This is a genomic window from Aeromonas sp. 96A (assembly GCF_051919165.1).
Classification (GTDB): domain Bacteria; phylum Pseudomonadota; class Gammaproteobacteria; order Enterobacterales; family Aeromonadaceae; genus Aeromonas; species Aeromonas veronii.
Genome location: NZ_JBQBFE010000001.1, coordinates 1475218 through 1488726, shown reverse-complemented (window position 1 = coordinate 1488726; position 13509 = coordinate 1475218). Strand labels below are relative to the sequence as shown.

11 protein-coding genes are annotated in these 13509 nt (G+C 55.8%); 6 read left to right on the top strand and 5 right to left on the bottom strand.

Annotated features, from left to right (window positions below):
* Nucleotides 1-53: 53 nt before the first annotated feature.
* Nucleotides 54-788, bottom strand: coding sequence for a substrate-binding periplasmic protein (locus ACTG2W_RS06660; RefSeq protein ID WP_159163172.1), 735 nt, complete (start codon nucleotides 786-788; stop codon nucleotides 54-56).
* Nucleotides 789-960: 172 nt separating this feature from the next.
* Here ACTG2W_RS06660 and tesB point away from each other — a divergent pair, with 172 nt between their 5' ends.
* A complete protein-coding gene (tesB, locus tag ACTG2W_RS06655; RefSeq protein WP_005359146.1) occupies nucleotides 961-1827 on the top strand; it encodes an acyl-CoA thioesterase II in 867 nt (288 codons plus the stop codon).
* 78 nt (nucleotides 1828-1905) lie between these two features.
* Here tesB and aceK read toward each other — a convergent pair whose 3' ends face one another.
* Nucleotides 1906-3633: a bifunctional isocitrate dehydrogenase kinase/phosphatase gene (aceK, locus tag ACTG2W_RS06650; RefSeq protein ID WP_159163173.1), complete on the bottom strand. Its 1728-nt coding sequence runs from the start codon at nucleotides 3631-3633 to the stop codon at nucleotides 1906-1908.
* A 206-nt stretch (nucleotides 3634-3839) separates the two neighbouring features.
* Between aceK and ACTG2W_RS06645 the strand changes: the two genes are divergently transcribed.
* From ACTG2W_RS06645 to thrC, 4 genes are all read left to right on the top strand, one after another.
* Entirely contained in the window at nucleotides 3840-4547 is a 708-nt protein-coding gene (locus ACTG2W_RS06645; RefSeq protein WP_021231205.1) for a tRNA/rRNA methyltransferase, read from the top strand.
* 250 nt (nucleotides 4548-4797) lie between these two features.
* Nucleotides 4798-7257: a bifunctional aspartate kinase/homoserine dehydrogenase I gene (gene thrA, locus ACTG2W_RS06640; protein ID WP_058057724.1), complete on the top strand. Its 2460-nt coding sequence runs from the start codon at nucleotides 4798-4800 to the stop codon at nucleotides 7255-7257.
* 2 nt (nucleotides 7258-7259) lie between these two features.
* On the top strand, nucleotides 7260-8255 hold the full coding sequence (gene thrB, locus ACTG2W_RS06635; protein WP_421275601.1) for a homoserine kinase: 996 nt from the start codon (nucleotides 7260-7262) through the stop codon (nucleotides 8253-8255).
* On the top strand, nucleotides 8252-9526 hold the full coding sequence (gene thrC / locus ACTG2W_RS06630) for a threonine synthase (RefSeq protein WP_440016124.1): 1275 nt from the start codon (nucleotides 8252-8254) through the stop codon (nucleotides 9524-9526). Before thrB ends, thrC begins: the two co-directional genes overlap by 4 nt.
* An 88-nt stretch (nucleotides 9527-9614) precedes the next feature.
* On the opposite strand, the gene ACTG2W_RS06625 is transcribed toward thrC, so the two are convergent.
* From ACTG2W_RS06625 to ACTG2W_RS06615, 3 genes are all read right to left on the bottom strand, one after another.
* Nucleotides 9615-10460: a DUF4435 domain-containing protein gene (locus tag ACTG2W_RS06625; RefSeq protein WP_440016123.1), complete on the bottom strand. Its 846-nt coding sequence runs from the start codon at nucleotides 10458-10460 to the stop codon at nucleotides 9615-9617.
* On the bottom strand, nucleotides 10453-11703 hold the full coding sequence (locus ACTG2W_RS06620) for an AAA family ATPase (RefSeq protein ID WP_440016122.1): 1251 nt from the start codon (nucleotides 11701-11703) through the stop codon (nucleotides 10453-10455). The genes ACTG2W_RS06625 and ACTG2W_RS06620 overlap by 8 nt, the downstream gene beginning before the upstream one ends.
* A gap of 228 nt (nucleotides 11704-11931) precedes the next feature.
* Complete coding sequence (locus ACTG2W_RS06615) at nucleotides 11932-12447, bottom strand: REP-associated tyrosine transposase (protein WP_263718726.1); 516 nt, start codon at nucleotides 12445-12447, stop codon at nucleotides 11932-11934.
* Nucleotides 12448-13047: 600 nt separating this feature from the next.
* Here ACTG2W_RS06615 and ACTG2W_RS06610 point away from each other — a divergent pair.
* Nucleotides 13048-13425: a hypothetical protein gene (locus tag ACTG2W_RS06610; protein ID WP_440016121.1), complete on the top strand. Its 378-nt coding sequence runs from the start codon at nucleotides 13048-13050 to the stop codon at nucleotides 13423-13425.
* Nucleotides 13426-13509: the final 84 nt, after the last annotated feature.

Below are 13509 nucleotides of genomic sequence, written 5' to 3'. Positions count from 1 at the left end.
CCTCCAGCTGCCGGCTGGCTCCGGTCATATGGCATTGATTGCTCTCACACTCCTCAGTTGGCCGGTGTCATCCACTCTTTGTTGAAGTCGCGGATAAACATCTCTCCCTCTTCGTTGCGGGAGGTGACCAGATAGAAGGTGACGTTCTGGCGAAACAGCGAGAGGCGGTAGAGGGCGGCGCTGTCCTCTTCGGATAGGTTCTTTTTCGAGGTGTCGTTGATGGGCACCAGATCGACTTTGCCCTTTTTCAGCAGCTCGACGCACTGGTTGAGGCGGTTGGTGGTTCTGACGATCAGCCCCTGATCGTTGATGACCCGCTCGATGGCGTCGGAGAACCACCCCTTGGGCACGCAGGCGGTTTTTTGCTGCCAGGGCGGGGATTCCAACCCCTTCTTGTCGGGTGTGGTGTACCAGGACTGGATATCGAAGGCGATGGGGGTGCTGAACAGCAGGTTGTTGCTGCGCTCGTTGGTCCAGGTAAAGGGGAATGCCGCGATGGCGTTGCCCAGCTCGATGTTTTTAAGCCCGCGTGGCCAGGGCTGATAGGAGATCTGCAGATCCGGGTGGCCAGCCTCTTTGAGAATGGTGAGCACCTTGCTTGCCAGCTCGCCGCCGTTGGCCAGCTCCGCAGAGGAGTAGGGGGGCAGTTCGCCGGTGATGATCACCGCACTCTGCGCCGCGCTGGCGGGGAGCAGTGAGAGCGCAAGGAGAGGGGCGAGCAGCGGATGGCGCAGGCGCAAACAAGAGGGATGAGCGACAGAGAGGGTGAGTGGATAAGGAATCTGCATGGCTGGTGACCTCGCCTCTATCGACTTTTTTCAGATTAACGGTTTCACCGGGGAAAAAACAGATTCGAAGCGCACTGTTTCTGCGCCTTCCGGGCGACATGAACGGACGCATGGCGGTTGCTCTGCTCCGGTGAGCTTGTTAGCCTGTGCGGCTCTGACAGAGGAGTGAACAATGAGCAAGGTACTTGATGGGCTGCTGGCGTTGCTGGCGCTGGAAAAAATCGAGGAGGGCCTGTTTCGGGGCCAGAGCCAGGATCTCGGTCTGCGGGCCGTGTTTGGCGGACAGGTAATGGGGCAGGCCTTGTCAGCCGCCAAGCAGACGGTCGAGACCGGTCGTCAGGTTCACAGTTTTCACTCCTACTTCCTGCGTCCGGGGGATGTGACCCGTCCCATCGTCTATGACGTGGAGAATATCCGTGACGGCCAGACCGTCTCTACCCGCCGGGTCAAGGCGATTCAGGGCGGCAAGCCCATCTTCTATCTCAACGCCTCGTTTCAGGTGCCGGCCGATGGTTTCGAGCATCAGGCGCAGATGCCCACCGGCATCACCCCGCCGGAGGAGCTCAAGAGCGAGCTGGAGCTGGTGCGTCCCTACGAGAACCTGATCCCGGCCTCTCTGCGCGACAAGATCCTCTGCGAGCAGCCCATCGAGATGCGTCCGGTGACGCTGGTCGACCCTATTCGGCCGACGGTGCAGGATCCGGTGCGCCACGTCTGGTTCAAGGCCAACGGCCAGATGCCGGACGATCTGCGGGTGCACAAATACCTGCTGGCCTACGCCTCCGACTTCAACTTCCTGCTCACCTCGCTGCAGCCCCACGGGGTGTCCTACTGGGAGCCGGATATGCAGGTGGCCACCATCGATCACTCCATGTGGTTCCATCGGGATTTCCGCTTCGACGACTGGCTGCTCTACGTGGTAGACAGCCCGAGCGCCAGCAGCGGTCGCGGTCTGGTGCGCGGCCAGTTCTTTACCCGTGATGGCATGCTGGTGGCGAGCACCATGCAGGAGGGGGTGATCCGCCGTCGCGGCAGTTAAGGCGCAAAGCGGTCAGCAAAACGGGGTGGCTTTGGCCACCCCGTTTTCGTTGCTGCGATGTGCGCGGGCGCTGCGGGATCAGCCGCCGCGCTGGTACTTGAAGCGCTTCTTGCGCCGGTAGGGATAGACATCCTCGAACACCCCCACCTTGATGTTGCTCTGCAGCATCTTCCAGTAGTTGGCGTCGAACATCTCCTTGTGTAGCTGCAACATGATCTCGCGCACCTGCGGCTTTTGCAGCAGGAAGGTGGCGAACTCCTCGGGGAAGATGTCGTTGGGGGCCACCGAATACCAAGGCTCGGCGCTCCACTCATCCTCGGGGTAGCGCGGCGGCGGGATCTGGCGGAAGTTGCACTCCGTCATATAGCAGATCTCGTCGTAGTCGTAGAAGACCACTCGGCCGTGCCGGGTGACGCCAAAATTCTTGAACAGCATGTCCCCCGGGAAGATGTTGGCCGCCGCCAGCTGCTTGATGGCGTTGCCGTACTCCTCCAGCGCGAGGCGGGTCTGTTGCTCGTCCGCCTTGTCCAGATAGAGGTTGAGGGGGATCATCTTGCGCTCGGTGTAGAGGTGCTTAATTACCAGCTTATCGTCGCTGATGGTGAGGGCCGAGGGTGCCACCGTCTTGAGCTCGGCAAGGAGCTCGGGCGAGATGCGATCCAGCGGAAACTCGAAGTTGGTGAACTCCTGGGTATCGGCCATCCGACCCACCCGATCGTGCTGTTTAACCAGCCGGTATTTTGCCTTTACCTGCTCGTGGCTCACATCCTTCGGGGGAGTGAACTCGTCTTTTATCACCTTGAACACCACATCGTAGGAGGGGAGGGTAAACACGCTCATCACCATCCCCTTGATGCCCGGCGCGATGATGAACTGATCCCGACTCTGGGCCAGATGGTAGCGGTAGTGGCGATAGAGCTCGGTCTTGCCGTGCTTCTGGCAACCGATGGCGTTGTAGATCTCGTAATCGGGCTTGTGGGGCATGATCTGGCGCAGGAAGGCGACAAACAGCGCCGGTTCGCGGGCATAGACCATGAAATAGGCGCGGGCGAAGCCAAACACGATGGAGGCGAGATCCGGCTCGAAGATGACGGTATCCACATAGATGCTATGGCCGGTGCTGAGCAGGGGCAGGATAAAGGGGAAGACCTGATCTTTTACCCGGATCAGCCCCACCAGATAGGCCCCCTTGTTGCGGTAGAACACCTCTTTCAAGAGTTCGATGGCAAACGGCTCATCATGGATTATTTGCGGGCCGTTCTCGGCAAGATGGCGGTGGATGTCGACAATATCCCGCTGCTTGTCCTCGTAGGGGAGGGTGAAGCTGTAATCCCCCAAAAGCTGGCTCAAGGTCTGCGGCAGGTGGGCGAGATCGGTGCGATAGATCCGCAGCAGGGCGCTCAGATCCGGTTTTTCGCCACGGCTGACAAAGGGGTGGATATAGAGGTTCTCGTCACGGATATTGCGATGGCGAAAGATCCGCCGATAGACGGAGTTGAAGAAGGACTCCGCCACCTCGAAGTTGTCACAACGGGGTAGCAGGTCGCTGAAGGCGCTTTTGACCCGCTTGAGTAGCTCCTGAGTGGCGTGGTGCTCCCCCATCATCTGGCGGATGGAGCTGGCGGTGGCCCCCACATGGTGGTCATAGAGGCGAATACGCTCGCGCCCGGCGAGCTGCACCCCCAGCCAGTCACTGTTCTCGAAGCGGCTCTTGCTGCCCTGGGTTATCTCGAGAAACCGGCTGTAAAACGACTCGAAGCGTTGCAAGATAGTCTCGGCGACGGCCTGTTCCAATGGCTGCTGCATCTCTCTCTTCCTTGTGATCTGTCGGGCCGATAGCGCGAAGGATTGGGTGTAATTTGTTCACACGTCAGGCCACTATCGCAACATTCAAACGTCTGTTCAAGTGGCAATTTTCGGGGATAAACGGTAGATTGCGCCCCTGTTTTGGTGATGGTTTAGCGACTGTTTGCTGTCTGTTTGAGAGGCCGTACGGCCTGTGAGGAAACCCGATGAAGCTCTATTTTGTCCTGGTGGCACCTGCCCGACCTGCGAACGTGGGGGCGGCTGCCCGCGCCATGAAAACCATGGGATTCGATGCCATGCGACTGGTGGCTAGCCGGGTACACGAAGAGGAGGAGGCGAGCTGGGTGGCTCACGGTGCCCAGGAGATCCTGACTCAGGCCGAAGCGTTCGATACCCTGCCCGAGGCGCTGGCTGACATGGATCTGGTGATCGCCACCACCGCCCGTGAGCGCGGTCGCTACCAGCACTACCTCACGCCGGGGGAGATCCGCGAGCAGATCCGCAGCAAGCCTTCACTCAACAAGGTGGCCATCGTCTTTGGCTGCGAGGAGTCGGGGCTCTCCAACGAGCAGCTGGCCGAGGTCGATCTCATCAGCTATCTGCCCCTCAAGGTGAGCTACCCGTCCCTCAATCTGGGGCAGGCGATCATGCTCTACGCCTACGAGATGAGTCAGCTGATGGATGAGCTGAACGCCGACGGCGCCGCTGCGGTAGCAGAAAATTTTGATAACGCCGGGCAGGTTCGGGTGCTCAAAAGCAAAACAGCAGAATTACTTGGTGAACTCGGAGTTTCGCAGGATGAAAAACTGCATCAATGGGTGATGGACCGGGTGCCCATGCTGCCGCAGCGGGATTTGAACATGCTCCACCTGCTCTGCAAAGACCTTGCGCGCAAACTTGGCAAAGAGGTTTAAGTTGACAGCCCATCGCCCGCCGCGGTATTGCTAAAAGCCAGCTTCGTCAACGAGTGTTCGTCATGCAGTTATTCACCAACGTCATCACCACCACCATTATTACCGGTACCACCACAGGTGGCACTGGGGCCGGTTGATGCGCTGACGAACAAGCACAGAAATCAAAAAAGGCCCGTACCCACCCAGTACGGGCCTTTTTGTTGGATTGGTTTTTAGATTGAATTTCATAGATTTACAGGGAGAGAAAGCGATGAGAGTGTTGAAATTTGGCGGGTCTTCACTGGCCGATGCAGAGCGTTTTTTACGGGTGGCCGATATCGCGGTCAACACCCACGGCCAATCTCAGGTAGCCCTGGTGCTCTCTGCACCTGCCAAGGTGACCAATCATCTGGTGGCGCTGGTGGAGCAGACCAGTCGCGGCATGGATGCCAGTTCCACCCTGTTTGAAGTGAACGGCATCTTCTCCCGCCTGCTGGCCGGGTTGAAGGCGGCCTATCCGGCGCTCGATGACAAGGCGCTGCTGGCCCGTCTCACCGCCGAGCTGGATCAGGTGGAGCGCCTGATGCAGGGCATCCGTCTGCTGGGCCTCTGCCCGGACAACGTGCAGGCGCGCATTCTGAGCCGTGGCGAGAACCTCTCCATCGCCTTTATGCACGAACTGCTGCGGGTGCGCGGTCTGGATCTGGAGCTGATCGTACCGGAAGAGCTGCTGGTCACCGACGGCGGCTATCTGGAAGCCCATGTCGACATCGAAGCCTCCCGCCTGCGCTTTGCCGCCAAGGGGCTGCGTAGCGATTGCCTCTACCTGATGCCGGGCTTTACCGGTGGCAGCGACAAGGGCGAGACCGTGCTGCTGGGTCGCAACGGCTCCGACTACTCCGCCGCCGTGTTGGCTGCCTGCGTCGATGCCGAGTGCTGCGAGATCTGGACTGACGTCGAAGGCTGTTACAGCTGCGACCCCCGTCTGGTGCCGGATGCCTACCTGCTGAAAACCCTCTCCTACAAGGAGGCGATGGAGCTCTCCTACTTTGGCGCCAAGGTGCTGCACCCGAAAACCATCGCGCCGGTGGCCCAGTTCCATATTCCCTGCCTCATCAAGAACAGCTTCAACCCGCAAGGGCCGGGCACCCTGATCGGCCCCGAGAGCGGCGACGATGACCTGAAAGTGAAGGCCATCTCCGACTTGTCCGGCATGTGCATGTTCAACGTCTCCGGCCCCGGCATGAAGGGGATGGTCGGCATGGCCGGTCGCATCTTCTCCGCCGTCTCCCGCGCCGGGGTCAGTATCGTGCTGATCACCCAGTCATCCTCCGAGTACAGCGTCAGCTTCTGTATCCACAGCTACGACAGCGAGAAGACTCGCAAGGTGCTGGAGCGCGAGTTCGAGCTCGAATTCAAAAACCAGCTGCTGGAGCCGCTGGATATCATCAGCGATCTGGCGATCATCTCCCTGATCGGTGACGGCATGCGTACCAGCAAGGGGATGGCGGCCCGCTTCTTCACCTCGCTGGCGCAAGCCTCCATCAATATCGTCGCCATTGCGCAGGGCTCCAGCGAGCGCTCCATCTCTGCGGTGGTGCGGGATCGCAAGGTGGCGGAAGCCATCAAGGCGTGCCACCAGAACTTCTTTGGCAGCCAGCAGTTTATCGATCTCTTTGTGGTTGGGGTCGGCGGCGTCGGTGCCGCGCTGGTGGATCAGATCGCCCGCCAGCAACCGGTACTGGCCGAGCAGGGCACTGGCCTGCGGGTGGTCGGCATCGCCAACAGTCGCCAGATGGCGGTCAACAAGGATGGCCTGAACCTCGCCAACTGGCGCGAACAGCTGGTGGAAGCCCGCGACAGCTTCTCGCTGGAAGGGGTGAAAAAGCTGGTGGAAGATAGCCACATCATCAACCCGGTGATCGTTGACTGCACCTCCTCCGAGGCAGTAGCCGTCCAGTATGCCGACTTCCTCGCCGCCGGTTTCCATGTGGTCACTCCGAACAAGAAGGCCAACACCGGTTCGCTCGATTACTACAAGGCGCTGCGCCGCACTGCCCGCCAGACTCGCCGCAAGTTCCTCTATGAAACCAACGTCGGCGCCGGTTTGCCGGTTATCGAGAACCTGCAGAACCTTATCAAGGCCGGTGACAAGCTGCGCGCCTTCGACGGCATTCTCTCCGGCTCCCTCTCCTTTATCTTCGGCAAGCTGGACGAGGGGATGGCCTTCTCCGAGGCGACCCAAATCGCTCGCAGCAACGGCTTTACCGAGCCGGATCCCCGCGACGATCTCAACGGCATGGATGTGGCGCGCAAGCTGCTCATTCTGGCTCGTGAGGCTGGCATGGCGCTGGAGCTCTCCGATGTCGAGGTAGAGCAGGCACTGCCGCCCGGCTTTGACGCCAGCGGCGACGTGGAAGCCTTTATGGCCCGCCTGCCCGAAGCCGATGGCTGGTTCCGCGACCAGTTCGCCGCCGCCCAGCGTGAAGGCAAGGTGCTGCGCTATGTAGGTTCCATCGAGGGTGGCAAGTGCAAGGTCGCCATCAAGGCGGTCGGTGGCGACGAGCCGCTGTTCAAGGTCAAAGACGGGGAGAACGCGCTCGCCTTCTTCTCCACCTACTACCAGCCGATCCCGCTGGTGCTGCGCGGCTATGGCGCCGGTACCGAAGTGACTGCCGCTGGCGTCTTTGCCGACGTGCTGCGCACCCAGAACTGGAAGCAGGAGCTATAAGCATGAGTTCAGACATGTACCCCTCTTATATGACGGAAGGCGGCAGTGTCGTTGCCTACGCACCCGCTTCCAGCGCCAACCTGAGCGTGGGATTCGATGTACTGGGGGCGGCGCTCGCCCCCGTGGATGGCTCCCTCTTGGGCGATCGGGTGCAGGTAAAAGCGGCTGACGTGCCTTTTGCGCTTTCATCCGTGGGCCGTTACGCCCACAAGCTGCCGGACGATCCGAAAAAGAATATCCTCCATGACTGCTGGGTCGCCTATGGCGAGGCGCTGGAGAAGCGCGGCCTCGGTCTCAAGCCGCTCGAAATGGTGTTGGAGAAGAACCTGCCCGTCGGTTCGGGTCTGGGTTCCAGCGCCTGCAGCGTGGTGGCGGCCCTTGAGGGGCTCAACGCCTTCCACGGCGAGCCGCTCAATGAGCACGACATGCTGCTGCTGATGGGGGAGATGGAAGGCAAGATCTCCGGCTCCGTTCATTACGACAACGTCGCCCCCTGTTATCTCGGCGGCATGCAGCTGGTGCTGGAAGAGCACGGCGTTATCAGCCAGGGTATTCCGGTGTTCGATCAGTGGTACTGGGTTGTCTGTTACCCGGGCACAGTCGTCTCCACCGCCGCCGCCCGCGCCATTCTGCCGGCCCAATATCGCCGTCAGGATTGCCTCACCTATGGCCGCCGCCTGGCTGCCTTTGTCCACGCCAGCTACACCGGGCAGGAGGGGCTGGCCGCGAGCGTCTTGAAAGACGTGATTGCCGAGCCCTACCGCGCGGCGCTGATCGAAGGCTTTGCCGAGGTGCGGGCGCAGGCGGCCCAGAACGGGGCGCTGGCCACCGGCATCTCCGGCTCCGGTCCCACCGTGTTTGTGGTGATGAAGGATCTGGCGCAGGCCGAGCGGATGAAGGATTGGATGGAAGCACATTTCGTGCAGAACGAAGATGGATTTGCCCGGGTCTGCAAACTGGACATGGCCGGGGCACGGGTAACAGGAAGCGAGCTATGAATCTCTACAACATCAAGGACAACAGCGAACAGGTGAGCTTCGCGCAGGCGGTGCGTCAGGGCTTGGGTCGCGAACAGGGGCTCTTCTTCCCCGAACAACTCGAACCACTCGCCGATGTGGATGCCCTGCTGGACTTGCCGCTGGCCGAACGCTCAGCCCGCATCCTGAGCCACCTGCTGGGGGACGAAGTGCCCGCCGCCAAGGTGAGCGAGCTTATCAACGCCGCCTTCACCTTCCCGGCGCCGTTGGTCAAATTGAAAGACGGCACCTATGCCCTTGAGCTGTTCCACGGCCCGACCCTGGCGTTCAAGGATTTCGGCGGACGCTTTATGGCCCAGTGCCTCGCGGCCTTTAGAACCAACGACAAAATCACCATCCTCACCGCCACCTCCGGCGACACCGGCGCCGCCGTGGCCCACGCCTTCTACGGGCTGGAGGGGATTGAAGTGGTGATCCTCTATCCCAAGGGCAAGATCAGCCCCTTGCAGGAGAAGCTCTTCTGCACCCTCGGCGGCAATATCCGCACCATCGCCATCGATGGCGACTTCGATGCCTGTCAGGCGCTGGTAAAACAGGCCTTTGACGACGAGGCGCTGAAAAAGGCCATTGGCCTCAACTCCGCCAACTCCATCAATATCAGCCGTCTGCTGGCGCAGGTCTGCTACTACTTCGAAGCGGTGGCCCAGTTGCCGAAAGCTGACCGCGCCAAGGCGGTGATCAGCGTGCCGTCCGGCAACTTTGGCAACCTCACCGCAGGCTTGATTGCCAAGGCGCTGGGGCTGCCGGTGAAGCGCTTTATCGCCGCCACCAACGCCAACGATACCGTGCCGCGCTACCTGAAAACCGGTCAGTGGGAGCCGCACCAGACGGTCGCAACCCTGTCGAACGCCATGGATGTCAGCCGCCCCAACAACTGGCCGCGGGTAGAAGAGCTGTGCCGTCGCAAAGGCTGGGCGCTGGAGACCCTGGGGTCAGGTATGCGTGACGACGCCCAGACCCGCGCTGCCCTTAAACGGCTGCACCAGCTGGATTACCTCTGCGAACCCCACGGGGCGATTGCCTGGGATCTGCTGGGGGAACAGCTGGCCGAGGATGAAGTGGGGGTGTTCCTCTGCACCGCCCATCCCGCCAAGTTCAAGGAGTCGGTGGACGAGATCCTGAGTCTCGATGTCCCGCTGCCCGGCCCGCTCGCCAAGCACGCCGAGCTGCCGCTGCTCTCCGTTAATTTGCCTGCTGAGTTTGCCCGGTTAAGGGTGTTTTTGGTGGGGTAAGTTGCTGAGCTGAGATAGCAGATAGAAATAAAAATCCCCCGGTGACGGGGGATTTTTAGTTTTTTATATTTTCCCTGCGGATGTGTGGTTATATAGATATTTTCTTTAAGGCATTCTCGTAGTGTAGATACTCGTCTGCGTTAGCTTGGAGAGAAAATGTGTTTTCAAGTGATAATATCAGATTAGAAAAAATCGAGTCGTATGAAAGACTAGTTTTAAGAGAGTTTTTCTTTGCTACTGAAGTCAGGAATCTAGCTGTCCCAGAAAAAAGGAAATGTCCATTTGTTAACTGCTTCGTTGTTTGACCTTTAACTGCTAGCGCCCTATCGACCCCTTGAGAACAATAGTTGTGCATTCTACTTAATATTTCAGACTCATATATTGTTATTTTTTCTTCACAAAGCGAACAAGATGTCTTTGAAGTCATAAATCTTGTTGAATTATCACCAACAACAGAGATTCCAAGGCCTGCAATCTTATTGTGAATTTCCATTCTAACTAAATTTTTTGTCATGGAGTGGAAATTCTCCAACCATTCTGTAGTTTCATTTCTTGGTAATTTTTGTGCAGGCAATCTTGCAATTACCTTTATTACCTTTAAAAGATTGTGTGGTGAGATAAGGGTGTTTTCAATGGAGTAGCCGTAGGTTCTTATGATATTTGGATGTTCAATTCTGTCTATGTCAAAACAACTGAGGTCATTATCACATGCCACAATAGCATTTAATGAGCCATCAGCAATGCTATCCATATAAGGTCTTAATGCGGTGCAAGAGCCAACTTCTTCCACTTCAACGCTTAATGTTGAAAACTTCTTAAACATAAAGTCCCAAAAGGGGATATCGTCAATTCCTTCCACATAAACCATGCAATCAGCATTATAGAAAAGGCTTTTTACCGACTCGGCCTCTAGAGAATAAGAAAACTCAGGCATTAATAATATTCTCCATATTTAATATAGAGCTCTTATATTTAGATGCGACTTCCGGAGAGTGAGTAGCAGCAATAACTTGTGCATTGGGATTCAGCCTTAAAATTGCTGGTATTATTTGACGTTGCCATGCTATGTGCAAGGATAATTCTGGCTCATCTGTCAAAAATACATATGGCTGACATTTTTGTAGTAAAGTCTCAATTAATAGTATGAGTAATTGCTTTTCACCAGAAGATAGAGAATCATAATTCAATCCATCATAAGTATTAGACACCTCTAATTGGCCACCATTAAAGCTGAATTTTTTATCAGGAATAAACTCAGAAAGAATTTCTATGAATTTATCAACAGGTTCATATATTAATGAGGTTTTAAACTCTGAATCTAAAGACAGCTTTATAATTTGTTGTGATCGACGGAGTGCTTCTAAAGCACTGAAGTCAATACGCCCGGCATTAGCTGTTTTCAATTCATTTACAGTCTTATCTATAGCATCAACATGAATATCAATTTTTCGTCTTATTTTGCTTGTCATTGCATTAAGTTGATTGTAAGCAGAGATTAGGCGTGAACGCTCAGTTTCTTTATTAAACTGAAAAAGAGCCTCTGGCTTATAACTCTCAATCGTCTCTTTATTATATAGGATTGATGCTAGAACCTCTCTTTGAAGCTCTAATGCTACATCTCTTGCTTTCTGTGATAGTTCAAGTTGAAAGCGAGTAAGGTTTTGTAGAAGTTGGTTCAGTCTGTAGTCTACGGGTGTTTGATTTATTTGGCGATCTCTGAAGTCTTGAGTGTCACCACTTCTTAATCGGTAAACAGATAAAGAAGATAACGATACAATTTTACGAAGTTCACTCCTTACTTCTTCCGCATCCTCAATGGCTTTCTTTCTATAGTGTGGGGCAAATCTTCTATCATCAGATGAAATTACTCTCACATAATATTTCTTCCTAGTTATTTGGTATTCCACCATGAAGAATGGAGAGTTTAATGACTCGCTTTTTTTTACATTGATAGTTTTTTTGCTTTTCCCATCTTTCAATATAATGGTTGCACTTTCAAAATCACTATTGTTAATACCGTCTATATCAACAGACAAGATGGCGTTTAATATGTTCATGAACGTGGTTTTACCCGTCCCGTTCTTTCCTATAATAATGTTGACGTTATGATTGAATTCACACTCAGCATTAAATCTACGCCAGAAATTATTTATTTTAACACTTTCAATCTTATACATTAATGTATCCTTTATAAAGAAAGGTTTAAATTCTTCATTTTGTCAATATATGTTGCTAACCATCGTAGGTTGGTGCTGAACGAAGTGAAGCCCAACGTTTACCGAGAAAGCTAAATTTGGTTGCTGATTTTCTATTGCCACGATTTTTATCGTATTTTTTGGAGTCATCTGTCCCATTTGTTGGGCTTCGCTGCGCTCAGCACCAACCTACAACATATCCCTAGCCGATTATTCCCGACCCGAGTCACTATCAATGGCCCAATCTGGCCCTATCCATCCTGCGGCGATATGGCGATGAATGGAGGAGTAAGGCCAATCGACAGGTTTGGCACAATAACCATGTTTGACCGGATTGAAGTGGATGTAATCGACATGGGCTTGCAGATCCTTGTCATCCCGGATCAGATGTTCCCAATAACGGCGTTGCCAGATACCGCGTTCCCGTTTTCTGAGTCGGCTCTCCCGTATCCGCTCTGTTTTGGCAATGCCCCGTGAAAAGCCTGCCTTGATTAGAGACCAGCGCATGGGATAGTCACTGTCACCCGGCGGTAGTTGCCAAATGGCATGGAGATGATCCGGCATCACCACCATGGCAATAATCTCGAAGGGGTGTTGCTGTTTGACGTGGCGGAGCACTTCGCGCAGCAGGTCGATATGACGTACCAGCAGATCCTGCTTTCGGTCAGCCAAGTTGACGGTGAAGAACCAACATGCCCCACTGGTTGTTGCTCGGCGATAGCGCATGGTTCTCCTTTCCGGAAATATCCAGTCTGTTCGGTTGCACCGAATGGCCACCAACTGACCGAGGGCTCGCGTGTTGGGCTTCGCTACGCTCAGCGCCAACCTACGCAATGCATCAATCACTGTGCAAAACCCACGCTACCGCCCGTGGATTACAGCTTCCAATATGCTCCATTAACCAGCGAGGGCAGCAGCCCATCACAGATGAATAGGCACCGGATGGCTATGTTAAGCCAATCGAATCTGGCCATACCAGTCAAAAAGTGACGTAAGTGTCAGTAATGACTGATTTTTTGCGCTGGCTCAACAAATCGAACTGAGTGGGCACCGGATTCCCATGGCCCTTGATTTTATTGGGGGTTGGCGGGTGTGGCGGGGAAGAGGGGGATTGGCTTGCCGCTGAGGAGGGGTTTGTTGGGGGCAATCCCGCATGGCCAATCGGCGTTATAGTGCGGGCGATGGTTGCTCTGTGCTCTGTCTCCCAAGCTGGCGAGGCGGGGGATCTGCGGCAACAATCAGCTGTTGCAATCACAGCCATTTGCAACACATCGTCATGCAAAGATGACCATGCAAACACATCACCAGATAGAGAGGAGATCTCCCATGAAGCGTACCATCCTGTTCGGCCTGCTCTGCGGCAGCGTGCTGCTGGCCAATCCGGTCTTTGCCAACGACGCAGCCCAGTTGCAGTGCGAGGCGCAGGCCGCAGCCAAAAAGCTTAACGGCGCCGCCAAGACCAGCTTTGTCGGCAAGTGTGTGAAAGATGCCGCTGGCGCCGCGACCGGCGAGTGCGAGAAGGCGGCAGCCGACAAGAAGCTGGCCGGTGCGGCCAAGAACAGCTTTATCCAGAAGTGCGTGAAGACGGGCGCGGCGATGGATCCGGCGGCCAAGTGCGAGAAGGCGGCGACCGACAAGAAGCTGGCTGGTGCGGCCAAGAACAGCTTTGTCCAGAAGTGCGTGAAGGATAGCGCCGCCAAGTAAGGCATTTTCTCATCCGGTGTGTTTGCGGGGGGCCATCAGGCCCCCCGCGCTTTTTGGGGCGCACTGATGGCGCAACGCACAAGC

Coding starts and splice junctions, on each gene's coding strand:
- ACTG2W_RS06660 (WP_159163172.1), bottom strand. CDS start 788: ATGCAGATTCCTTATCCACTCACCCTCTCTGTCGCTCATCCCTCTTGT.
- tesB (WP_005359146.1), top strand. CDS start 961: ATGAGCAAGGTACTTGATGGGCTGCTGGCGTTGCTGGCGCTGGAAAAA.
- aceK (WP_159163173.1), bottom strand. CDS start 3,633: ATGCAGCAGCCATTGGAACAGGCCGTCGCCGAGACTATCTTGCAACGC.
- ACTG2W_RS06645 (WP_021231205.1), top strand. CDS start 3,840: ATGAAGCTCTATTTTGTCCTGGTGGCACCTGCCCGACCTGCGAACGTG.
- thrA (WP_058057724.1), top strand. CDS start 4,798: ATGAGAGTGTTGAAATTTGGCGGGTCTTCACTGGCCGATGCAGAGCGT.
- thrB (WP_421275601.1), top strand. CDS start 7,260: ATGAGTTCAGACATGTACCCCTCTTATATGACGGAAGGCGGCAGTGTC.
- thrC (WP_440016124.1), top strand. CDS start 8,252: ATGAATCTCTACAACATCAAGGACAACAGCGAACAGGTGAGCTTCGCG.
- ACTG2W_RS06625 (WP_440016123.1), bottom strand. CDS start 10,460: ATGCCTGAGTTTTCTTATTCTCTAGAGGCCGAGTCGGTAAAAAGCCTT.
- ACTG2W_RS06620 (WP_440016122.1), bottom strand. CDS start 11,703: ATGTATAAGATTGAAAGTGTTAAAATAAATAATTTCTGGCGTAGATTT.
- ACTG2W_RS06615 (WP_263718726.1), bottom strand. CDS start 12,447: ATGCGCTATCGCCGAGCAACAACCAGTGGGGCATGTTGGTTCTTCACC.
- ACTG2W_RS06610 (WP_440016121.1), top strand. CDS start 13,048: ATGAAGCGTACCATCCTGTTCGGCCTGCTCTGCGGCAGCGTGCTGCTG.